Genomic DNA, 19,686 nt, shown 5'->3' with positions numbered 1-19,686 from the left:
AGCCTGAGAGCTGCAAATAAACCAAAGCTAATTGAAGCAACAAACGCTTTAGAAATAGAAAACAGTTCGCAACACGCCAATAAAGATATCGTCATTGCGAATGTCATGATTGGGTGCTGTTAGCCAGATTACACCGGGGGTGATGGCAATATTGTCGCTGATACGGAAGCGATAAAAGCCTTCCACATGAAGCGATGTATTGCGATCGACTTGTCCACCATTCACGTTATTAGTCAGGCTAGTTAACTTTGGCTCCATCCCCACCAAAATGCCGCCCAAGTCACCTTTTCTACCCAAATCTGGAAACGCAAGCCCAATCATCCAGTTCCAGACATCACCATCGCCCTTGCCAACGTAGCGCTGTTGAGAGTAACCGACCCAACCAGCGAGAGCTAAGTTGGGGCTAAAGTTGATGTTGCCTGACAAGCCAAAAGCGTTAGTGCTTACAGCGGTACCAAAGTTACTGTTTGCCAAATTACTACCAGTCGCGCCCAAGCTAGAGGAGATATCCGGTTGCACCTTGCTAGGGAACGGACTGTAGGCATTGACGTAGGTAAGCCCAATCCTGCTAGATGGACTTAAGTTAACAATAAGCTGTGCCAGGGCACCATATTGACCATTGAATAAGCCATTTGTAGCACTGGGATCGTTCGCATTCGGCACCAGATAGCCTAGATTTAATTCCAATGTGTCGTTAAAGAAGTGGCGGAAACCAAAGCCCGTACCGCCAGAGTAGTTGTAAATCGAGTTACGCAGCCCAAACAGCGAAACGGCACCCCCATCAAAGTAGGGATTCAACTGCTGTGAGGCATCGATATCAACAAAGCCATTACCTGCGCCTGCAAGGTAGATATTGGTGCGAGGACCGATCGGAAAGCGGTAGCGCAACAACCCAATGCCCACTGAGCCACGACTATCGCCGTCAAATTCGACCCGTCCTTCATTAGTACGCAAGGCACCGAGACCAATACCTGTAACTGTAGTGCCACCGAGAGGAGTAACATTGTTTGCTTGAAACCGAGTCGTGAGCTGATCCCTACCGCTAAAGCTCGTTTCTAGATTCAGCCGCACTCTGTAACCGAAAGTAGGAATGCGATCGGCTTCTGTGCCATCGGCACGATCGCCACCTAAAACACTGACGATGCCAAAGACGTTTTCACCCGTCAGCTTAGTAGTGGTAGAAAACTGCTGCCGTTCTAGTGTGGCAGTCTGCGCCTCTAGTGCCCCTACCTGCCCCCGAAGTGTGGCTAGTTCGGCAGCAAATTCTTCTTGCAAGCGTTGAAGCACTATTAAATCTTCTTCTTTCACCAGATCAGCAGTGCCAGCAGCAATCAATTCATTGATGCGATCCATGCAAGCATTTAATCCAGCAGCAAATTCGTAGCGAGTTAGCGCCCGGTTGCCACGAAACGTGCGATCCGGATAACCCACAATACAGCCGTAGCGCTCTACTAGCGACTGTAAGGCTTGAAAAGCCCATTCCGTTGGTTGAACATCCGACAATTGTGAAACCGAGGTCACTTGTAACATAGGTTCGTCATCGGTACTGTCTTGTATAGCAACGCTATTTGCCATTTGCTGACTTAACAGGCGAGGAGATGGGTCTGCTGCTTGACGATCCATCGTCCGAGTGGGAACCGCGATCGCCGACTGGAATCCAAAATGGGAAACTATTAAAACGGCTGAACTTAGTAATAAGTTATGAAGCAAATAATTCATTGTTTCAACTCCTCAAACAACAACTTTGATGCATGAATCAAAACTTCATGCACCACCTTTAAAGTCAGTAAATTATGTTGATTTAGCCCTTACTTCCATTAGCAAGGCAAAGCTTGCACTAAATGAAAGCATTTAGTAACGGGAACAGGCACAACAGCTTGCCTATTCAAAGATAGCGATCGCGGTAAAGTCCTTAAATTAACAATCTCCACGCAGACATGAAGCTATTCGAGCCAGAAATGCATGTCACAAAGAACAACCAATGCAGATTTGTTTCTTTACAATTCAAGCTTTGATTGCATCTGGATAAATCTGACTCAAACCTTGACAAATCAAGGTTTTTCGCGGGATTAACTCTAACTTACTGCGGTAGAAAGATAGCTCACATCTTTCTCGAGAAGGACATTAAAGTTTTAGTTAGAAAGCTTTACACGTTTAAACCGTTGATAGTAATACTGTAAATTGATTTAAGTCTCAGCGTATTAACTGAGATTGTATTTCCAAACACGTTGCTTAGATTTCAAGAGAAATTTTTAGAGGTAAATAGCAGTGAAGAGTGCTAACAAAAAACATAATTCTGTGTAAAAAGATGTTGTTTGAGGACACTGGTATCTTGACGATCGTTTCCAATGTGCAACAGCGATTCGCAGCGTTGAATTATTTCCGTTGTGCCTTTCAATCTGCCAGTTCCATACCTTTATTGATTTTGATGAGGCAGCAGAGCCATCAGGTGTAGCCAGCTGAGGCTCTCCAGCTACACTTTGGCTGAGACCACCACCATAATTGTCGAGCTAGTGCTAATTGAGTACCGCTATCTAAGCAAAGCCAGAAGCCTCACCGGGATACAAGTTTTAAGTTTGGCAGCCTGCTCCCTTGCTTCCCCAGCCTCCCTTGTTAAAAATGCCTTTATGACAGCGGAAAGAACACCCGGACATAAGTGGATAAAATGGCGTCGCCCAGGAACACCACGATCGCTGCACCCAGTGCTAGATAGGGACCAAAGGGTACGGCTTGGCGACGATCGATCCAACCTAGTGCGATCGCGCCCCCACCTGCGAAGGCACCGATCGCACAGGCAAGAAAGCCTGCCAGCAGGAGATATTTCCAACCTAACCATGCGCCCATCATGGCAGCGAGTTTGGCATCGCCCGCGCCCATGGCGGCTTGTCCTAAAGCGATGGAGCCAGCGATCGCAATTAGCTCTAGCAACCACAGACCAACAACAGCACCCAGAATGCCGTGCATTAGTTGTGTAAGGGCATCGGACAGACTGGCACTGATGGAAAAACCAAGGAGTGCTTGAAAGACTAACCCGAGCGCCAAGCCCGATTGTGTCAACGGGTTTGGCAGGGTCATTGTATCCAGGTCGATGAGCGACAGTGATAGCAGCCAGCTTAAAAATGCCCAGTAGCCGATCGTTTGCCACGACCAGCTAAACGTCCAGAAGGTAATGACAAACAAAAATCCCGCCATCCCCTCGACCAGAGGATAACGGGCAGAAATTGCATTTTTGCAGTGCCGACAGCGCCCCCTCAGCAACAGCCAGCCAAATACTGGAACATTCTCACGCTTGCCTAGCCGATGCAAACACTTAGGGCAGCGCGACGGCGGATAAGCTAGGGATATCCCCGCAGGCAACCGATACACCACTACATTCAAGAAGCTACCAACAGAGGCTCCCAGAATGAAAACGACGATCGTCGTAAACAAATCAAAGAAGAAATCCATGCAAAACAAGGGCTAGGGAACGCATCGCAACAAGCGACTTACAACACTTAAGTTACCCTGTTAGCACAGAAAAAGTGTGGTTGAGCCATACGAAGCAGCAACTCAAATCCCCGACTTCTAGCCCAGGTTGTCAGTGCCTCCACCAGTAAAGAAGTCAGGGATTTAGCACCACCTGATCGTCCCTCTTTAACCCGAATCCCGACTCCCTATTCCCCACTCCCCCTAATACATCTCCGACTCAATCTGACTAAACGGTACAAAGCATTCTTGAGGCAGCAAGACGGGCTTACCAGAAAAAATTAGCTTGCCCCGATGCGTAAAACGATTGATAGCAACCCCAAGTGGACGCTGAATCAAGCCGGGATGCACTTCGTAGTAGGTCGTGTAAATGAGCCGCGCTGACCGAATCAGAGCGGGGTCCAGTAACGCCGTAAAGTCCGAGTCATCCACCCTGCTTTGAGTCTGTCTTTGCGAAGCGTATACCACCGTTTTGCCCCTTTGTTTTTGCTGACTTTAGTATATCTGTACGTTCTCGACAAGGGTAGCGCTCAACACTTCGCTTGAAAGTGCGCTTGCTGGTCTGATGCCTGAAGCTGCCGAAACCTCGTAAAAGTATACTCAGGTTCAACGGTTTGGAGTTGCTCGCGCTAATTCTTGATAAAACTACATAAAAACAAAACTACATAGCATGAAGTGCCTGGATAAGCGCGTCGCCCATTGCCCGACAGCCAAGCAACGTCATACCGTCCGACATAATATCGCCTGTGCGCTTGCCCTGATCCAGTACTGTTAGCACTGCCTGCTCAAGGCGATCGGCGGCTGTCGGTTGATGCAAGCCATAGCGCAACATCATTGCTGCGCTCAAAATCTGTGCCAGCGGATTCGCCTTATCCTGCCCAGCAATATCGGGGGCAGAACCATGGACTGGCTCAAAGACACCAGGACCCGATGCACCTAAACTGGCAGACGGCAGCATCCCGATGCTGCCAGTCAGCATTGCCGCTGCGTCAGAGAGAATATCGCCAAAGAGATTGCTAGTGACGATCGTGTCGAACTGCTTGGGATAACGCACAAGTTGCATGGCGGCATTATCCACGTACATATGTGAAAGCTCGACATCAGGGTATTCTGCGGCAAGGGCAGTGATGCGATCGCGCCATAGTTGCGACACTTCCAGCACATTTGCCTTATCCACTGAGCAAAGCTTCTTACCGCGCTTCTGGGCTGTCTCAAAGCCAACGCGACCAATGCGATCGATTTCCGACTCGGTGTACGCCATCGTATTGACGCCGCGCTTCTCGCCGGTTTCGGTAGCAAAAATGCCTTTGGGTTGCCCAAAGTAAACGCCACCCGTTAGTTCCCGCACGACCAGGATATCCACCCCTTCTACGATTTCGCGCTTCAAGCTAGAGGCATCAACCAACTGAGGCAGAATTTTGGCAGGACGCAAATTGGCGAAGAGTCCTAACCCAGCACGTAACCCCAACAAACCTGTTTCAGGACGTAGATGACGGGGCAGTGAATCCCATTTATAGCCACCGATCGCCGCTAGCAAAACTGCGTCACTGCTTTTGCACAGCTCTAGTGTCTCGGCGGGAAGTGGTTCACCTTTGGCATCGATCGCCGCTCCACCCATCAGCGCTTCTTGAAAGGCAAACGTTAGGTCCAGTTGCTTACCAATCACCTGCAACACGTCAACGGCAACTGCCATAATTTCGGGACCAATGCCATCGCCAGAAAGAAGCGTGATGCGGTAATGCTGAGTCATAGTGCGCTGTGAATTCAAATGCTAGTTTTTGTTGCTGCCGCGTTGCCGTGCCGCAACAAAGCGGCTGCAACAGGCGTGTTACAGGGTCACTATCATACCGCGAGAGGGGCTACCAGAAGGCAGACATCTGGTGAGCGGGGGCTAAGTTTTAAGGGTTTTTGCCTGACTCTTGCTGATCGATTGCCCGTTCGGTACGAGCATTTGGATTCGTCTTGGGCTTCCAAACAGTGAATGAATTCGTCATCCAGTTGTCAAGCGCAACACGAGTGTTAAAGCTGGCGCTACGCATCGGTTGAGGCAGAAATTGATCACCAAAACCAATGAAGACGAGAGCCAAAATCAGAAAAAGGGGAATTGCCGCTTTAGAGTTAAACATGACTGGGATAGGCAAGCGCTTTGTGAAGTGAGTAAGGTCATTATTCCCATCGTGTGATGAGGCGATCACACCCTAAATGAAGCTGATGCATACAGGGCTGGCTTTGTTGCAAAGCAGAGGCGATTGCAAATTGCAAAGTAGATGCTGTTGCAAAGAAAACTGTTGTGAACCAGCGATCGTGCGAGGCGGAAACGTGAAGCGATTGACCAATTGCACCCAGCAGTAAACCTTACTGCTTTGCCAAGTCTATCGTTCATTCAGCAGAACTGACAGTATGATGGGGCGCAATGGTGGGCTGGATCTGCGGTGATCGTGCCTCAGCTTCCAGACTGACTCGGTTCCTTGTTGGCGGAGAGTGCGTTATGGCGTGTTATGCAGGATGGTTAGGACGATCGATCGGTGTTGCTCTCATGCTTTTAACACTGCAAGAGGGTGGAGGGCGATCGACCACGGCTGCAAAGGCAGCAGACGTATCTAACAGCGATACTGCGCTGTCACAGCCATCACCGCAAACCCTCGCGCAGACAACGGGTGATCCAAATGCTGCCCCCCTTTACCCCCCTGCTGCACCGCCGCCCACAGTAGCACCCTTACCCGAGCAGAGGCAGCAGCTAGAAGAGTCAATCAATGCTGATTACCGAGTCAGCGCTTTGCAGCCAGGTAGTAAAGGCGCACTGTGGGTTGGTTCGTGGCAGGGGTTAGCGCAGATTAATCCTGAAAGTGGCAAAGTTCGGGCAAAGATCAGCCTGCCGAATCGAACAGTCGGTGCTTTAGCGCTCGATCGCGTGGGCCGGCTCTGGGTTGGCACGTATGAGGGTTTAGCTCGAATTGATCCCCGTACGGGTGCAGTCACAGCACAAAATTTCGCGCTCCCGTCTAATCGTGTGCTGTCGTTACTGATTGATAAACGCGGCTATCTTTGGGTCGGCACTGATAACGGCTTGGCCCTGATCAGCCCTGATCAAGGCTTACTGATGACAACAGTAAAAGATTTGCCTGGAGTAAGCGCGAATGCTCTGAGTCTGGATATAGACGGCAACCTGTGGGTAGGGACATTAGATGGCTTAGTGCAGATCAATACCGCCAGCGCCGAAGTTATCAAGCGAGTCAGCAATCTACCCGGTACAACGGTGCAAACGCTGGCGCTTAGTAAATGGGGAACCCTCTGGATTGGTACACCTAACGGCTTACTAGAACTTGATAAAGCTGGGCAGCAAGTGCGATCGGTTACCCCGCTCCGTGGACGTAACGTCACAGCGCTTCAGTTCGATAAGGTCAATAGTTTGTGGGTTGGCACAACAACCGGGTTACTGCGAATTAACCCGTTTAACGGTGCATCTGCGGGCGCGATCGCAAGACTGCCGTCCAGCCGTATCCTTTCGCTTTCCCCCGATACTGGCAACAAGCTTTGGGTTGGCACCAGCGAAGGGCTTGCTTGGGTCAGCATGACAACGTTCCGCACGGGGGCACACAATACGTTCAGTCGAAGCGGGCAATGAAGATACGGGTATGGGTTGCAGGGTGTAGGGTGGAGGAAGACGAGATGTTGTACCTTGCTCCCTAGCAAAGAGAATGTGAGGACAACCAGTTAGCAGCAGGGCATTCAGTTACCTGTATCGCTCTTACTGCTTCCCTCCTCTGTAACCTCTTTCCTACACCTTCTCCATCGCCTCCCCATGCCAGTGACAACCCATCAACTGATCCAATGGAAACAGCAGGAACGCTCGATCGTGGCGTTGACCGCCTGGGATTATGCGATCGCTCATGTGTTAGACGCAGCAGGCGTTGATCTGATTTTGGTGGGCGATTCACTGGCAATGGTGGCATTAGGGTATGACACGACGTTACCAGTAACGTTGGATGAAATTCTCCATCATGCTAAAGCAGTACGGCGCGGCGTAAAACGGGCGCTGCTAGTAGCTGACTTACCCTTCATGAGCTATCAAGAAAGCGTGCAGCAGGCGCTACATTCAGCCGGACGTGCGTTGAAAGAGACGGGCGTGCAGGCAGTCAAGCTGGAAGGTGGCAACCCGGCGATCGTTGCAACAGTAGCTCAACTGGTGCAGGCTGGCATTCCCGTGATGGGTCATGTCGGGTTAACGCCGCAAGCAGTGCATCATCTGGGCTATCGACAGCAAGGGCAATCGCCTGAAACCGCAGACCATATTTTGGCAGAGGCGATCGCGCTAGAGCAGGCTGGAGCGTTTTCAATTATTTTGGAGCATATTCCCAGTGACCTTGCTCAACAAATCACGCAAAAACTGACGATCCCCACGATTGGCATTGGTGCAGGTCCACATTGCGATGGGCAAGTTTTAGTGACGGCTGATTTACTAGGTCTTTCGGTGCGTCAGCCACCCTTTGCTAAGTCCTACGTCAATCTGAGGGAAGTAATTACTCAGGCAGTACAAGACTATGACGCTGAAGTTCGAGAGGGAAAGTTTCCCGCGAAATAAGGGATAAAAATCTAGAGACTGTGTTCTACCGCAGCCCCAAGTCGAATTAGTCTAGGATAAACAGCGACAGAGAGAGGAAAGCGATCGTGACGCTTGCTAAAGTACGCCTGTGGACCGTCGATGAATATCACCACATGACTGCTGTTGGTGTCCTTGCCCCTGAAGAGCAGGTTGAATTGATTGAGGGACAAATTATCCCGATGGCAGCTAAAAATCCTCCTTATGCAGCAACTAACCTCTGTGCGGCTGATCACTTCAGACAAGTCCTCATAGGGCAAGCTTTGGTAAGGATTCAAGATCCCATTCGACTGAGTGAGTATTCTGAACCCGAACCAGATATTGCGATTGTCCGGCTAGATTCTCGAAAATATATTGATCACCACCCCGCTCCAACAGAAATCTTCTTGCTGATCGAAGTTGCAGACACAACGCTAGCATTTGATCGCGGACAGAAAGCGAACCTCTATGCGAAAGCGGGGATCGCCGATTACTGGATTCTGGACGTGAACGATCGTCAGGTCTATGTCTTGCGTGCACCAACGCCTGAAGGTTATCAGCAGGAAACGGTGTTTGGCTCGGATGCAGTACTGGCTCCACTTGCCTTTCCAGGGGTAGACGTTTCGCTCCAGCAGCTCTTTCCTTAGCGATCGCTTCTCTTAGCGATCGGTCTTCTTGTATGTGACAAACCCATCACAGCAAAACACATTATCAGCGTTTGAATCGGTTAGCCAGTCAGTAATAATCTGCGTCATGATGAAGAGACGAATGCTTTTAGAAGCCAGTGCCACGATCGTCGGCGTAACCTGGTTATCACACTATCTATCTGGACGCTATCTATTGGGGAAATCGCAGAGCATGACAGCTACAAATCACGACTTTGAAATTAAAAAAACAGATGACGAGTGGCGGGAAATCCTTACACCAGAGCAATTTCGAGTTTTGCGTCAGCACGGTACCGAACGCGCCCGCACCAGCCCCCTCGATAAACAATACGACAAAGGCACCTATGCTTGTGCAGGCTGTGGTTTGCCCCTATTTGTCTCAGACACAAAGTTCGATAGTGGTACGGGTTGGCCCAGTTTCTTTAAGCCGATTGATGGCGCGATCGAAACAACCGTTGATAAATCACTGTTTATGACCCGCGTTGAAACTCATTGCAGTCGCTGTGGTGGGCATTTGGGTCATGTGTTTAACGATGGACCGGCACCCACTGGTCAACGCTACTGCATGAATGGCGTTTCACTTAAATTCATTCCAGGCTAGCGTGCTATTAATTTTTGAGAAGTTAAAACCCCTCTCAAATAACTGCTTATACCTTTGATGCGCCCTACCGTTTGGCAGGGCGCATCAGTTTGTTTCAGTAAATATGTTGTCAATTCGCGAGCGCGTTTGGACACATCAGAAGCACAGAGGCTTGCCAAACTAGTGTACTCGTGCAGTCAGCATCTCTTTGAACTTAGCGCCTTTTGAGAGTAGGAAAAGGTACTGCGTTCGTCACTGAGATGCCGACCCAGCAAGCCCTTTCCAGCCGTGACCATCCTACCCCTTCAGAGTTATAGCAGTCGAAGAGAACGGCAGGATAGGCGTAAACCTTGAAACGACCTTTGAGCAAGGGCTTCTATTTATCCCTCATCCTTCATCCTTTTGCTATAAACCAAATCAAGTTGAGCCACAGTCCTCCTACCGTCCTCCTACACCTGTAGTGCCACCAGTACCTGTAGCGCCACCAGTAGGCGTAACAGATGGAGCCGTTGATGCTCCTGGTATTAATGCTCCTGGTGTAGTTGTTGGACGCGTATTAGTCGGTGTCGTGGTTGAGCCAGGTCGTAAGCTACCTGGAGTGACACCTGGCGTGTTTAACGTGCTGCCCGGTGCATTCAAGGTGCCATTGGTCGAATTGTTCGGTGTGATGATCACGGTTGAGGGCGTTGTTGCACCACCAGTTGCTGCACCGCCAGTTGAAAGACCAGAAGGAACTGTCCCTGCTGGCGTTGTTACAGACGTGCCATAAGATGGCGTTACAATCCCATAGGAGCCAGTTGGAGCCGTGACGTTACCACCCGATGTACCCGTGGGAGACACAGTTCCTGAGGGTGCAGAGATTATGCCATTGTTAGTGCCATTGATGCCGCCCGATGGAGAGGCATTGCGATCGGGAACTACGTCAGATGGCGTTCTTGTATTACCCGGAGGTACGGTAGGAGTTACTCCCGTTGTAGGAGCCGCTGGCGTGACTCCCGTTGTAGGGCTTGCTGGAGTTACGCCTGTTGTAGGGCTTGCTGGAGTGACTGCCGTCTGAGCCAACACTTGTGAAGCAGGCAGTGCAGCCAAAGAAACTGCACCCACTGCACCTGCTAGATAAATCAAAGACGTTAATCGTTGCATCTGGGTTAGTCCTGCGTATGCTCTACACCTTTTAGACTAAAAGCGATCGCATTTAAAACCACCCATCTTTGGTCGTACCAAACCTGTAATCGTGCTCTATCTATGCATAGATGTCCGTGAAGCAATGTAGTCCTCAAGCTGTATTGACTTTCTTACTGCTAGTACTAAAAGCGCCACGTTAGATAGAGGTTCTGCACTACGATTATGCGTATCGTCAAAGTTATGAAGCAATTGCAGCAGGAGAATCTTAATGGCTGATTCGTTCAAAAAAGGTGATCGAGTTGAATGGAAAAGCGCTCAGGGAACCGTTAAAGGAGTTGTGAAGCGCAAGCTAACAGAGCCAACGGACATTAAAGGGCATCATGTCGCTGCCTCAGATGACAACCCTGAATATCTAGTTGAGAGCGATCACACTGGAAAAGAAGCTGCCCATAAGCCCGAAGCGCTTAAGCTGATCGAATAACGCTGCTTTCGCTGCCATCAACGATTCCGTTCTCAGCATGAACTACAATTTATTATTGACGACAACTCTCAGGTGAAACTCTCTGACTGAGGTCTCAATGGAAATTGGAGCGCAGCTAAAACGGCAGCGAATTAAGCACATTGTTAGCAGTTACCAGCTAGATGGCGACGAAACAGAGGCGTTTGATCGCGCCTTAGAGCTGTTGCTTAATTACTATCCCCTACCTCTAATCGAGCTGGCTCTCGTCGAAACTTTAGTCGATAGCTGGCTCCAGATACCGCTACTACGCGGCTGCAAATTTCTTGACAAGGCGCATGAGCAGCTTCAAGCCTGGGAAAACCAGACCTTGCAACAAGACTCAGTGGCACCACCCTGCACTAGCGCCATCTCACCCGAGCAATTTCAGCAGATTACCGGGCTTGACCCTGCGCCTATCTATGGTGCTGACCAGCCAGTATCCCCGCCACCCATCCACTCCTGAGGCAGCAACTTTGGCGTGTATGTAGCGCCATGTGATAGAAGTCACTCAAAGCACTTAAATTGATCACCAAACGCAGCAAGATTTATCACATTTAACCCGCCTGTCTGTCACCAGAGCGCGAAGAAAAATGCTTGATACTAAGAACATCGCGTTCTGTAGAGCCATCATGGTTAAGATTCTTCCACTGCCCTGCGCTATTTCTGAACTGTTTGCCCAAGTCAGTGCCTCTGGCAAAATCACGATCGCTGATCGCTATGGCATTTTGGCAGTGTTGCTGTATGAACCTACCTGCGAAGAAGACCTCTACTGTATTGATCGCATCCTGTATGCCCTACGCAAAGGACGGGTGCAGTTGACTCATGAGCTTTCAGCCCTTCCCTAGGTGGTAGCCGTAGTAATGACTATGCAGAAAGTGCTTACCAGGGGAAACGATCCATAACGGTTGAGCGCTAGAGGTATAGCTTTTTGACGATCTTCTAACGATAATGAAATTGCTGCGAATCGCTTAGTAGCTAGCTACAATCCATCAGGGTGAATGTCACTCAGTGGCTAATAAGCAATGCAACGATGCTGATCATGTAGGGAGCAGACAAAATTTTCAGCACACAACAGCGCGAAGGGGTGCGATCGCGGTTTACTGGAAGAGTAACGACACCGCTTGCGCTCAGTTGTAGTCGACTCCCACTCATTCAACAGTTTGCAATGAAAGCAATTCCTTCAGTTCTTTTTGCCTCTCTTGCCGTCTTCGGTGTTACTACGTCTTCAGCCGTCAAACCTGATGACATGGCTAAACTAATTAACGATCGAGCCTGCGTAGGCTGTGATTTAGCGGGAGCCAATCTGTACAGCTACGACTTGCAGGGCGCAGATCTTAGCAATGCCAATCTTGCAGAAACCGCTTTCCAGGGTTCTAATTTGGGCTTCGCCACATTGACCAACGCTAATCTGGAGCAAGCAAACCTGGCATTGGTGAAGCTGAACGGGGCTGATTTAAGGGGAGCAAAGCTTGCTAAGGCAAGTTTGTACAGCGCTGATTTGGCAGGAGCCGATTTGACAGGAGCCGATCTGAGCAACGCTAACCTAGAAGGAGCTAATCTGCGTGGTGCGATTTTAGAAGGCGCAAATTTGCAAAAGGCAAACTTACTGCGGGCAAGAATGGCAGGAGCAACGTTGACAGATGCAAAATTTGACGGTGCCAGAATGCCCGATGGTCAGGAATTCAAAGTTGGTGGCAACGCAAGTACATTACAGCAGCCAGCGCAAAGACCGTTATCAAGGTAATTTCGGCGCGTTGAGCCTATGCTGTGGCACGTTGAGATGAATACTGTCAGTGCGATTTTAGCCATGCTCCTAAGCTAAAGCCTGGATGGGCTGGTTGTTGGAAAGCCCAAAAGCAGCATGGACAAGCCGCAACGCTGTCACGCCATCTTCTTTCGCCACGACACAGCTAATCTTAATTTCAGACGTGGCAATCATTTGAATATTAATCTGGTGCTGGGCTAACGCTTCAAACATCCGGGCGGCTGTCCCAGGATGATGCACCATACCAGAACCGACGACGCTGACCTTAGCAATTTCACGATCGACCACAATTTCACCGCAGCCCAATTGAGAAGCCGCTTTCTCCAATACGGTACACGCAGTCTCTGCATCCAACTTGCTAACCGTGAAAGCAATATCACGAGTCGTAATACCATTGATGACTCGACAGCGCTGCGATTGAATAATCATATCGACACTGACGTTTTGCTGTGCCAAAAGCTGAAACAGTTCGGCTGCCATGCCTGGACGATCGGGAATATGACGAATCGCCAAACGTGCTTGGTCAAGGTCAAGAGCAACGCCGCGAACTGGGGGAGTGGCAGTGACGGTAGTGCACTCTTCTACAGGCTGATAGCTGATAGCTGACTGCTGACTGCTAACAGATGATTGGCTCACGCTAAATGCCTCACAAAGTGCTGCGATCGCCCTATCACAGTCCACTTCATCCACAACGCAACTGACCTTCACTTCAGAAGTTGAAATCATGCGGATGTTTACGCCTGCACTTGCGAGAGTGGCAAACATTTGTGCCGCTACACCAGGACGACCAATCATGCCTGCGCCCGCGATCGAGACTTTGGCAATCTGCTGTTCGACTAACACTTCGGCATCACCATCCGGGTGCGTCACGCCTGCACTCAAAGCAGGAAGAATGGCATTGGCAACCGCTTCCGCTTGTTTCAGGGAGCTTTTGGTCACCGTAAAGGCAATGTCGTTGGTGTTGCTTTCGTGAATGGATTGGATGATCAAATCAACATCCAGGTTTTGGGCAGCAATGTTACCAAAGAGACGGGCAGCAACACCAGGACGATCGGGCACGCGCAACAGCGACACCTTTGCCTGATCGGTATCAAACTCGACACCATCAACGGGATGCACCAGTTCTAACCCTTCTAGCGATCGCGCCTGCGGGAGCGGAGACACAACCCAGGTGCCTGGTTCTGCCGTCCAGCTCGATCGCACAACGAGTGGCATGCCATAGTTACGGGCAATTTCGACGGCGCGCGGGTGTAGCACCTTTGCGCCCAGGCTAGCCAGCTCTAGCATTTCGTCGCACGTGATCTGTGCCATCAGTTGGGCATCGGGCACCAGACGCGGATCGGTGGTCAAGATACCTGGCACATCAGTATAAATTTCGCAGAAACTCGCGTGCAAAGCTGCTGCCAATGCCACCGCAGACGTATCGGAGCCGCCTCGTCCCAGCGTTGTGATTTCCAAATCGTCGCTATCAGAAACGCCTTGAAAGCCTGCAACAACGACAACCTTGCCTTCTTTAAGATGGCGTTCTAGCCGCTCGGTCTTAATTTGCAAAATGCGGGCACGGCTATGTTCTGCTTCGGTAACAATGCCAACCTGTGCGCCAGTCAGAGAAATTGCAGGCTGTCCCAGTGCTTGCAACGCCATGCTAAGAAGGGCGATCGACACCTGTTCGCCAGTCGATAGCAGCATATCCATTTCTCGCCGACTAGGGTTGGGGGCGATCTCGTTGGCAAGCTTCACCAAGCCATCTGTTGTCTTGCCCATCGCTGAGACAACCACCACAAGCGAATTTCCTGCCTTAACCGACTGTACAACCCGTTGAGCCACTGCCTGAATACGCTCGACAGATCCAACCGACGTGCCACCATACTTCTGAACAATTAATGCCATAACCTGATTCCACCTTGCCGCGAGAGGAGAGTCCCACAGCCCTTACATCGATCGCGCCAGCAATGAGAGCCTGATCAGAGTATATAGGTGAGGCGCGAGGAGTGAGGCGGAAAGGCTAAGGGATAAAGGATGAAGTATAAAAAATTAGCCTTTGTCTTCTGCCCTTTGTCTTCTGCCCTTTGTCTTCTGCCCTTTGTCTTCTGCCCTTTGCCTTCTGCCCTTTGCCTTTTACCTTTTACCTTCTGCCTGATACGCTGCTATTAGGTCTGTAGAAGGAATGCCATTGTGAACCAACCACGTGTGCTTTGCCTCGGTGAGGTGTTGTACGACTTTTTAGCAGACCAGCCAGGGCTGCCACTAGAAGCAGTGGAATCCTGGACGCCCTATCCTGGTGGCGCACCAGCTAACGTTGCTTGCGGTCTGGCGAAGCTGGGTACACCCACTGGGTTCATCGGCTGTGTTGGGCAAGATGACTTGGGTACCGCGTTGGTAGAACTGATGCAAACGATCGGTGTCGATGGCACCGGCATCCAGCGGCATCCCACAGCACCCACTCGCGCTGTCTATGTGGTGCGATCGCTCACAGGTGATCGGACGTTTGCAGGCTTTGGCAAGTACGATACAGCCGCGTTTGCCGATACCCATCTTCAAGCTGACCAGCTACCGATCGCTCAGTTTGAAACAGCAGATTTTCTCGTCTTAGGCACGTTAGAGCTAGCCTATCCTGACAGTCGAGCGGCGATCGAGCGCGCCTTACAATTTGCCAACCAGCACTTTGTCAAAATTTTGGTCGATGTCAACTGGCGACCCGTCTTCTGGAGCGATGAAGCCACAGCTCTGCCGCTTATTCACGAGCTAATCCGCCAAGCCGATTTTCTCAAGCTTTCTGAAGAAGAAGCGCTCTGGCTTTACGAGACGGATGATCCCGGTGTGATTGCTCATCGCCTCGGCAGCGTTGAAGGCGTTCTGGTAACCGCAGGCGAAAAGGGCTGTGCTTACTGTTTAGGTGGCAACGAGGGTAGAATCCCTGCCTTTGACATTGAAGTAGAAGATACGACTGGCGCGGGTGATAGCTTTGTTGCAGGGCTATTACATCAACTCTGTCAGCACGATCTTCAAACCCTAGCTGATCCCACTGTGGTGAAACGCATTGTCAGCTATGCCAGCGCGATGGGTGCCCTAACGACTACCCGACCGGGCGCGATCGCTGCTCAACCCACCGCCGCCGAAATCGAAGCGTTTCTTTATCTACAACAGCAACCGGGTTAGAAGGTAAAAGGCAAAAGGTAAAAGGCAAAAGGTAAAAGGCAAAAGAGGTAAGCTGTTACGCAGTTAAATTTTTAGGGCGATCTAAGCCAGAGAAGTGTTTCAGCTTCCTAAATACCCAGTTTGAATGATGAACAGCTCAGTCCTATTCGTCACCTATTTTCTTTGCTTTTTTCAAAGACCTTTATCGTAAAAGATCAGGATTCGTTTTTACTTTTACCTTTTGCCTTTTACCTTTCTTCCTATGCCAGCCGAAATTGAGCGCAAATTCCTCGTTAAGGGCGACGCATGGCGATCGCTGGCAACAGGCGTTGCCTACCGTCAAGGCTATATTGCCTCAACTGCAGAACGTACGGTGCGGGTACGAGTCGTCGGAGAGCAAGGTTACTTAACGATCAAAGGGGCAACAATCGGCATCTCACGTGCAGAGTTTGAGTATCCGATCCCATTAGACGATGCACTCGAACTACTAAAGACGCTGTGCGATCCACCGTTGATCCAAAAGCAACGGTACAAAATTGAGTATGCAGGCTTGCTTTGGGAAGTGGATGAATTTGAAGGCGACAATCAAGGGCTGATTATTGCAGAGGTAGAACTGACAGACGCAAAGCAGACGATCGCGCTGCCGGATTGGATCGATTGCGAAGTCTCCGACGATCCTCGCTACTTCAATGCCAACCTAGCAAAGCATCCGTTTAGCCTGTGGAAGGAGTTTTGAGCCTTTCTCCCCCTGTTCCTTCTGCCTCCTGCCTTCTGCCTCTTTCAAACCTTTAGTGCCTTCCTAATTTCTGCCACGATCGCAGCTGGAGATTGGTCAATGTCAATCACAAGTGCATCGTCAGGTTCTTCCAGCGTATCGAACTGACTTTGCAGCAGGTCTGCTTTCATGTAATGCCCCTGCCGCTGCTGCAAGCGCTGTTGCACCAATGCAAAGGAACCTTTGAGGTAGACCTGCTTTATTGGCGCTGCCTGACAAAGACGTTGGCGATACTCGGCCTTAAGCGCCGAACACGCAAGAATGGTGTGGATGCCTGCTTTTTGCCACTCTGCGATCGCCTGCTGCATTGCCAACAACCACGGCAGTCGATCGGCATCGCTTAACGGCATACCATGACGCATCTTTGCGATATTGGCGGCTGGATGAAAACTGTCAGCATCTTGGAACTGCCAGTGCAAAGTAGCGGCTAGCAATGCACCGATCGTCGTTTTACCAGAACCAGACACGCCCATGACCAGAATAATCATTGCTGGAGCAATATTACACCAAGAACCATTATTCCATGTATGATAAGAACGGTATTCCTAGTTGCTTAGTGTAGATTTGCGACTGTGACTATGCTAGTCTTTGCAAATCTCGTTCACACCTACCTAAATTTTAGCTGCACGGCTGCTGCTTACCCCTCATGACTGCAACGTCTTCGTATCACACTCCAAACTGGCGCAAGTGGCTCGGCATAGTTGGACGACTTCCTTGGATCTGGATTCTGCCAACAGCCTATCTTTTCTTCATGCTGTTTCTGCCGACGATCGCCCTTTTTATCAAGGCGGGCACTGAAGGACCAGAACGCTTTTGGAACATTGCCACCAGTGATATCGCCCTGGATGCTTATAGGGTAACTTTTGGCATCGCGCTGATCACAGCGTTCATCAATGGAGTCTTTGGGCTGCTGATCGCCTGGGTGCTAGTGCGCTATCAGTTTCCTTTCAAGCGCATCATTGATGCAGCAGTTGACCTACCGTTTGCCCTGCCAACATCAGTAGCAGGTGTAACCTTAGCAACGGTATACAGCGAAAACGGCTGGATTGGTTCCTTGTTCGCACCATTAGGCATCAAACTAGCCTTTACCCAATGGGGCGTAGCGCTTGCTATGTTGCTCATTTCCCTGCCCTTCGTTGTACGGACGGTGCAGCCAGTCCTCACCGATTTAGAGAAAGAAGTTGAAGAAGCTGCCTGGTGTTTAGGGGCAAGTAAATTTCAAACCTTTTGGCGAGTCATCCTGCCAAGCATCCTGCCTGCAACGTTAACTGGGATCGCACTCGGCTTTTCGCGCGCGGTTGGGGAGTATGGCTCAGTTGTGGTTGTCTCATCCAACACACCCTATAAAGACTTGATCGCGCCTGTGTTAATCTTTCAGCGATTAGAGCAGTATGACTATTCGGGTGCTACCGTCATTGGCGCTGTGCTGTTAAGCCTTTCACTGTTATTGCTCGTTCTAATTAATCTTTTGCAAGCATGGGGGCGTAGATATGGCTAGTCTTGGACCATCACTAGGAGCTACGTCGACATCGACGCCAGTTGAGATCAAGAAGCGTGACTGGACGAAAATTGGGTTAATTACAGTCGTGGTACTGTACCTCGCTCTCATTCTTTTCATTCCTGCGCTGAATGTGTTTGTGCAAGCCTTTAGCAGAGGTGTTGGACCCTTCCTTAAGAATCTGACTGAGCCAACATTTTTGAATGCAGTCAAGCTGACATTTATCATTGCCGCGATCGCAGTGCCAGTTAACACAGTCTTTGGGCTATGTGTTGCCTGGGTCATTGCCCGCAAGCGTTTTCCGGGTCGTGCCCTTGTTATCAGCATTCTCGACGTGCCCTTCTCTGTTTCTCCAGTGGTCGCTGGGTTAATGATCGTGCTGCTTTATGGGCGCAACGGTTGGTTCGGTCCCTTGTTAGAAGCTAATAACATTAGGATCATCTTCGCACTACCGGGCATGATCCTTGCTACTGCATTCGTCACCTTGCCCTTTGTGGCACGTGAAGTCATTCCAGTACTTGAAGAACTCGGGAGTGATCAAGAAGAAGCAGCTAAGACTCTCGGTGCTAATAGCTGGCAGATTTTTTGGCGTGTCATTCTACCAAGCATTCGCTGGGGCTTACTATACGGCGTGCTGCTCACTAACGCTAGAGCAATGGGCGAATTTGGTGCCGTCTCGGTTGTCTCTGGCAACATTGGTAGCAAGACCCAAACCCTACCATTGTTTGTAGAAGAGGCATACAAGCAATACCAGACCGAATCCTCTTATTCTGCGGCTGTTTTACTAGCATTGTTAGCGGTTGTTACCCTCGTCTTAAAAGAAATTTTAGAACGCAAAACGCGCATTGAAGACGTCGATAAGGAGGCTTAAATGGCTAACGGCAGTCTCTCTGAAGAGTCACTGGCAACACCACAACAGACTGTTGCCTCAGTTGGTGGTGACGAGGATGACCCTCGTCCAACGCATACCCGCATTCGACTTCGGATTCCCAAAAACTATCATGATGAGCCTGTCATTTCGCGGTTGATCTCTCACTATGGGCTGACCGTCAATATTACGGCAGCATTGCTAGGAGCAAATGCCAGAGATGATGGTTGGTTTGATCTAGATCTTCATGGTACAAATCAGCAAATTCGCAGTGCCCTTCTCTACTTCAACGAGCTTGACTTAGAAACGTGGCACGACGACACCGAAGACCAAAGCGATGGTTGGTAGTTGATTTAAGGTTGCAATCTCAGCAGAGGTTGAATGATCAGCTCAGTACTTCCAGGGCACTCATTACTTCTAAGTTGATGTGCTCAGTAGCAAAAAGCCTAAGCAGTTTCTGTATGGCTTACACTCTGTTACCGCTTCAACCTGTCAAGCCGTAGGACAGTTTAAAGAATGTCCAATACTGAGATGCAAGAGTGCTTAGTTTTACACTTTAATAACAGAAGACATTGAAGCATGATGCCTCTACTAAGGCATTGGCAGCATTTTATACGAGTCGAATTTAACATTATTAGTGGATTCAATTGCTAAGGGCGACGAGTTCGCCTTAACAGCCTTTGATGTCTCCCCCAGCTTTCTGCAACTGGTATCAGAATGGGTTATCTA

The 19,686-nt window shown here is 49.9% G+C and carries 21 protein-coding genes; 13 read left to right on the top strand and 8 right to left on the bottom strand.

The window, feature by feature from the left end:
• Nucleotides 1-48: 48 nt before the first annotated feature.
• The 5 genes from H6F86_RS09030 to H6F86_RS09010 form a co-directional block, all read right to left on the bottom strand.
• Nucleotides 49-1,719, bottom strand: coding sequence for an iron uptake porin (locus H6F86_RS09030; RefSeq protein WP_190448238.1), 1,671 nt, complete (start codon nucleotides 1,717-1,719; stop codon nucleotides 49-51).
• A gap of 906 nt (nucleotides 1,720-2,625) precedes the next feature.
• Nucleotides 2,626-3,447 carry an A24 family peptidase gene (locus H6F86_RS09025; protein WP_190448236.1) on the bottom strand — a complete coding sequence of 274 codons (822 nt, stop codon included), beginning with the start codon at nucleotides 3,445-3,447 and terminating at the stop codon, nucleotides 2,626-2,628.
• A gap of 222 nt (nucleotides 3,448-3,669) precedes the next feature.
• Nucleotides 3,670-3,933 (bottom strand): hypothetical protein, encoded by a 264-nt coding sequence (locus H6F86_RS09020; RefSeq protein ID WP_190448234.1) that lies wholly within the window; start codon nucleotides 3,931-3,933, stop codon nucleotides 3,670-3,672.
• A 193-nt stretch (nucleotides 3,934-4,126) separates the two neighbouring features.
• Nucleotides 4,127-5,215: a 3-isopropylmalate dehydrogenase gene (gene leuB / locus H6F86_RS09015; RefSeq protein ID WP_190448232.1), complete on the bottom strand. Its 1,089-nt coding sequence runs from the start codon at nucleotides 5,213-5,215 to the stop codon at nucleotides 4,127-4,129.
• A 148-nt stretch (nucleotides 5,216-5,363) separates the two neighbouring features.
• The gene (locus H6F86_RS09010; RefSeq protein ID WP_190448231.1) at nucleotides 5,364-5,591 is read right to left on the bottom strand and encodes a hypothetical protein; all 228 of its coding nucleotides are present in this window, start codon (nucleotides 5,589-5,591) and stop codon (nucleotides 5,364-5,366) included.
• 362 nt (nucleotides 5,592-5,953) lie between these two features.
• On the opposite strand from H6F86_RS09010, the gene H6F86_RS09005 reads away from it, so the two are divergent.
• From H6F86_RS09005 to msrB, 4 genes are all read left to right on the top strand, one after another.
• Nucleotides 5,954-7,090 carry a two-component regulator propeller domain-containing protein gene (locus H6F86_RS09005; RefSeq protein ID WP_242033437.1) on the top strand — a complete coding sequence of 379 codons (1,137 nt, stop codon included), beginning with the start codon at nucleotides 5,954-5,956 and terminating at the stop codon, nucleotides 7,088-7,090.
• Between the two features lie 177 nt (nucleotides 7,091-7,267).
• On the top strand, nucleotides 7,268-8,047 hold the full coding sequence (gene panB / locus H6F86_RS09000) for a 3-methyl-2-oxobutanoate hydroxymethyltransferase (RefSeq protein ID WP_190448229.1): 780 nt from the start codon (nucleotides 7,268-7,270) through the stop codon (nucleotides 8,045-8,047).
• An 86-nt stretch (nucleotides 8,048-8,133) separates the two neighbouring features.
• On the top strand, nucleotides 8,134-8,691 hold the full coding sequence (locus H6F86_RS08995) for a Uma2 family endonuclease (RefSeq protein ID WP_190448227.1): 558 nt from the start codon (nucleotides 8,134-8,136) through the stop codon (nucleotides 8,689-8,691).
• Between the two features lie 106 nt (nucleotides 8,692-8,797).
• Nucleotides 8,798-9,310: a peptide-methionine (R)-S-oxide reductase MsrB gene (gene msrB, locus H6F86_RS08990; protein WP_347240104.1), complete on the top strand. Its 513-nt coding sequence runs from the start codon at nucleotides 8,798-8,800 to the stop codon at nucleotides 9,308-9,310.
• Nucleotides 9,311-9,727: 417 nt separating this feature from the next.
• On the opposite strand, the gene H6F86_RS08985 is transcribed toward msrB, so the two are convergent.
• Nucleotides 9,728-10,432 (bottom strand): hypothetical protein, encoded by a 705-nt coding sequence (locus H6F86_RS08985; RefSeq protein ID WP_190448225.1) that lies wholly within the window; start codon nucleotides 10,430-10,432, stop codon nucleotides 9,728-9,730.
• Nucleotides 10,433-10,682: 250 nt separating this feature from the next.
• Here H6F86_RS08985 and H6F86_RS08980 point away from each other — a divergent pair, with 250 nt between their 5' ends.
• The 4 genes from H6F86_RS08980 to H6F86_RS08965 all read left to right on the top strand — a co-directional run bounded on the left by H6F86_RS08980 (nucleotide 10,683) and on the right by H6F86_RS08965 (nucleotide 12,657).
• Nucleotides 10,683-10,895, top strand: a complete 213-nt coding sequence (locus tag H6F86_RS08980; RefSeq protein ID WP_190448223.1) for a DUF2945 domain-containing protein — start codon at nucleotides 10,683-10,685, stop codon at nucleotides 10,893-10,895.
• A 97-nt stretch (nucleotides 10,896-10,992) separates the two neighbouring features.
• Entirely contained in the window at nucleotides 10,993-11,376 is a 384-nt protein-coding gene (locus tag H6F86_RS08975) for a hypothetical protein (RefSeq protein ID WP_190448221.1), read from the top strand.
• Nucleotides 11,377-11,542: 166 nt separating this feature from the next.
• Nucleotides 11,543-11,758, top strand: coding sequence for a hypothetical protein (locus H6F86_RS08970; RefSeq protein WP_190448219.1), 216 nt, complete (start codon nucleotides 11,543-11,545; stop codon nucleotides 11,756-11,758).
• A 320-nt stretch (nucleotides 11,759-12,078) separates the two neighbouring features.
• The gene (locus tag H6F86_RS08965) at nucleotides 12,079-12,657 is read left to right on the top strand and encodes a pentapeptide repeat-containing protein (RefSeq protein WP_190448216.1); all 579 of its coding nucleotides are present in this window, start codon (nucleotides 12,079-12,081) and stop codon (nucleotides 12,655-12,657) included.
• 69 nt (nucleotides 12,658-12,726) lie between these two features.
• Here the strand turns inward: H6F86_RS08965 and H6F86_RS08960 are convergent, their stop codons facing one another.
• A complete protein-coding gene (locus H6F86_RS08960) occupies nucleotides 12,727-14,568 on the bottom strand; it encodes an aspartate kinase (RefSeq protein WP_190448215.1) in 1,842 nt (613 codons plus the stop codon).
• A gap of 285 nt (nucleotides 14,569-14,853) precedes the next feature.
• Here H6F86_RS08960 and H6F86_RS08955 point away from each other — a divergent pair, with 285 nt between their 5' ends.
• Together H6F86_RS08955 and H6F86_RS08950 are read left to right on the top strand one after the other, a co-directional pair.
• Nucleotides 14,854-15,837: a PfkB family carbohydrate kinase gene (locus tag H6F86_RS08955; RefSeq protein WP_190448212.1), complete on the top strand. Its 984-nt coding sequence runs from the start codon at nucleotides 14,854-14,856 to the stop codon at nucleotides 15,835-15,837.
• A gap of 241 nt (nucleotides 15,838-16,078) precedes the next feature.
• A complete protein-coding gene (locus H6F86_RS08950; protein ID WP_190448210.1) occupies nucleotides 16,079-16,552 on the top strand; it encodes a CYTH domain-containing protein in 474 nt (157 codons plus the stop codon).
• A gap of 44 nt (nucleotides 16,553-16,596) precedes the next feature.
• On the opposite strand, the gene H6F86_RS08945 is transcribed toward H6F86_RS08950, so the two are convergent.
• Nucleotides 16,597-17,079, bottom strand: coding sequence for a gluconokinase (locus H6F86_RS08945; RefSeq protein WP_190448208.1), 483 nt, complete (start codon nucleotides 17,077-17,079; stop codon nucleotides 16,597-16,599).
• 158 nt (nucleotides 17,080-17,237) lie between these two features.
• Between H6F86_RS08945 and cysT the strand changes: the two genes are divergently transcribed.
• From cysT to H6F86_RS08930, 3 genes are read left to right on the top strand one after another with little or no spacing between them, the layout of a single operon-like run.
• Nucleotides 17,238-18,089, top strand: coding sequence for a sulfate ABC transporter permease subunit CysT (gene cysT, locus H6F86_RS08940; protein WP_190448205.1), 852 nt, complete (start codon nucleotides 17,238-17,240; stop codon nucleotides 18,087-18,089).
• Nucleotides 18,082-18,960, top strand: a complete 879-nt coding sequence (gene cysW, locus H6F86_RS08935) for a sulfate ABC transporter permease subunit CysW (RefSeq protein WP_190448204.1) — start codon at nucleotides 18,082-18,084, stop codon at nucleotides 18,958-18,960. The genes cysT and cysW overlap by 8 nt, the downstream gene beginning before the upstream one ends.
• Nucleotides 18,961-19,305, top strand: a complete 345-nt coding sequence (locus H6F86_RS08930; RefSeq protein WP_190448202.1) for an NIL domain-containing protein — start codon at nucleotides 18,961-18,963, stop codon at nucleotides 19,303-19,305.
• The last annotated feature ends 381 nt before the right edge of the window (nucleotides 19,306-19,686 follow it).

It is taken from the genome of Phormidium sp. FACHB-592 (assembly GCF_014695795.1).
Lineage (GTDB): Bacteria > Cyanobacteriota > Cyanobacteriia > Leptolyngbyales > Leptolyngbyaceae > Stenomitos.
The sequence above is the reverse complement of the archived record's forward strand: the minus strand, read 5'-3'. Positions and strand labels throughout refer to the sequence as shown.

What these genes read in the sequence shown, in the direction of transcription:
- H6F86_RS09030 (WP_190448238.1), bottom strand. Translation starts at nt 1,719, where the DNA reads ATGAATTATTTGCTTCATAACTTATTACTAAGTTCAGCCGTTTTAATA.
- H6F86_RS09025 (WP_190448236.1), bottom strand. Translation starts at nt 3,447, where the DNA reads ATGGATTTCTTCTTTGATTTGTTTACGACGATCGTCGTTTTCATTCTG.
- leuB (WP_190448232.1), bottom strand. Translation starts at nt 5,215, where the DNA reads ATGACTCAGCATTACCGCATCACGCTTCTTTCTGGCGATGGCATTGGT.
- H6F86_RS09010 (WP_190448231.1), bottom strand. Translation starts at nt 5,591, where the DNA reads ATGTTTAACTCTAAAGCGGCAATTCCCCTTTTTCTGATTTTGGCTCTC.
- H6F86_RS09005 (WP_242033437.1), top strand. Translation starts at nt 5,954, where the DNA reads ATGGCGTGTTATGCAGGATGGTTAGGACGATCGATCGGTGTTGCTCTC.
- panB (WP_190448229.1), top strand. Translation starts at nt 7,268, where the DNA reads ATGCCAGTGACAACCCATCAACTGATCCAATGGAAACAGCAGGAACGC.
- msrB (WP_347240104.1), top strand. Translation starts at nt 8,798, where the DNA reads ATGATGAAGAGACGAATGCTTTTAGAAGCCAGTGCCACGATCGTCGGC.
- H6F86_RS08985 (WP_190448225.1), bottom strand. Translation starts at nt 10,432, where the DNA reads ATGCAACGATTAACGTCTTTGATTTATCTAGCAGGTGCAGTGGGTGCA.
- H6F86_RS08980 (WP_190448223.1), top strand. Translation starts at nt 10,683, where the DNA reads ATGGCTGATTCGTTCAAAAAAGGTGATCGAGTTGAATGGAAAAGCGCT.
- H6F86_RS08975 (WP_190448221.1), top strand. Translation starts at nt 10,993, where the DNA reads ATGGAAATTGGAGCGCAGCTAAAACGGCAGCGAATTAAGCACATTGTT.
- H6F86_RS08970 (WP_190448219.1), top strand. Translation starts at nt 11,543, where the DNA reads ATGGTTAAGATTCTTCCACTGCCCTGCGCTATTTCTGAACTGTTTGCC.
- H6F86_RS08965 (WP_190448216.1), top strand. Translation starts at nt 12,079, where the DNA reads ATGAAAGCAATTCCTTCAGTTCTTTTTGCCTCTCTTGCCGTCTTCGGT.
- H6F86_RS08960 (WP_190448215.1), bottom strand. Translation starts at nt 14,568, where the DNA reads ATGGCATTAATTGTTCAGAAGTATGGTGGCACGTCGGTTGGATCTGTC.
- H6F86_RS08950 (WP_190448210.1), top strand. Translation starts at nt 16,079, where the DNA reads ATGCCAGCCGAAATTGAGCGCAAATTCCTCGTTAAGGGCGACGCATGG.
- H6F86_RS08945 (WP_190448208.1), bottom strand. Translation starts at nt 17,079, where the DNA reads ATGATTATTCTGGTCATGGGCGTGTCTGGTTCTGGTAAAACGACGATC.
- cysT (WP_190448205.1), top strand. Translation starts at nt 17,238, where the DNA reads ATGACTGCAACGTCTTCGTATCACACTCCAAACTGGCGCAAGTGGCTC.
- cysW (WP_190448204.1), top strand. Translation starts at nt 18,082, where the DNA reads ATGGCTAGTCTTGGACCATCACTAGGAGCTACGTCGACATCGACGCCA.
- H6F86_RS08930 (WP_190448202.1), top strand. Translation starts at nt 18,961, where the DNA reads ATGGCTAACGGCAGTCTCTCTGAAGAGTCACTGGCAACACCACAACAG.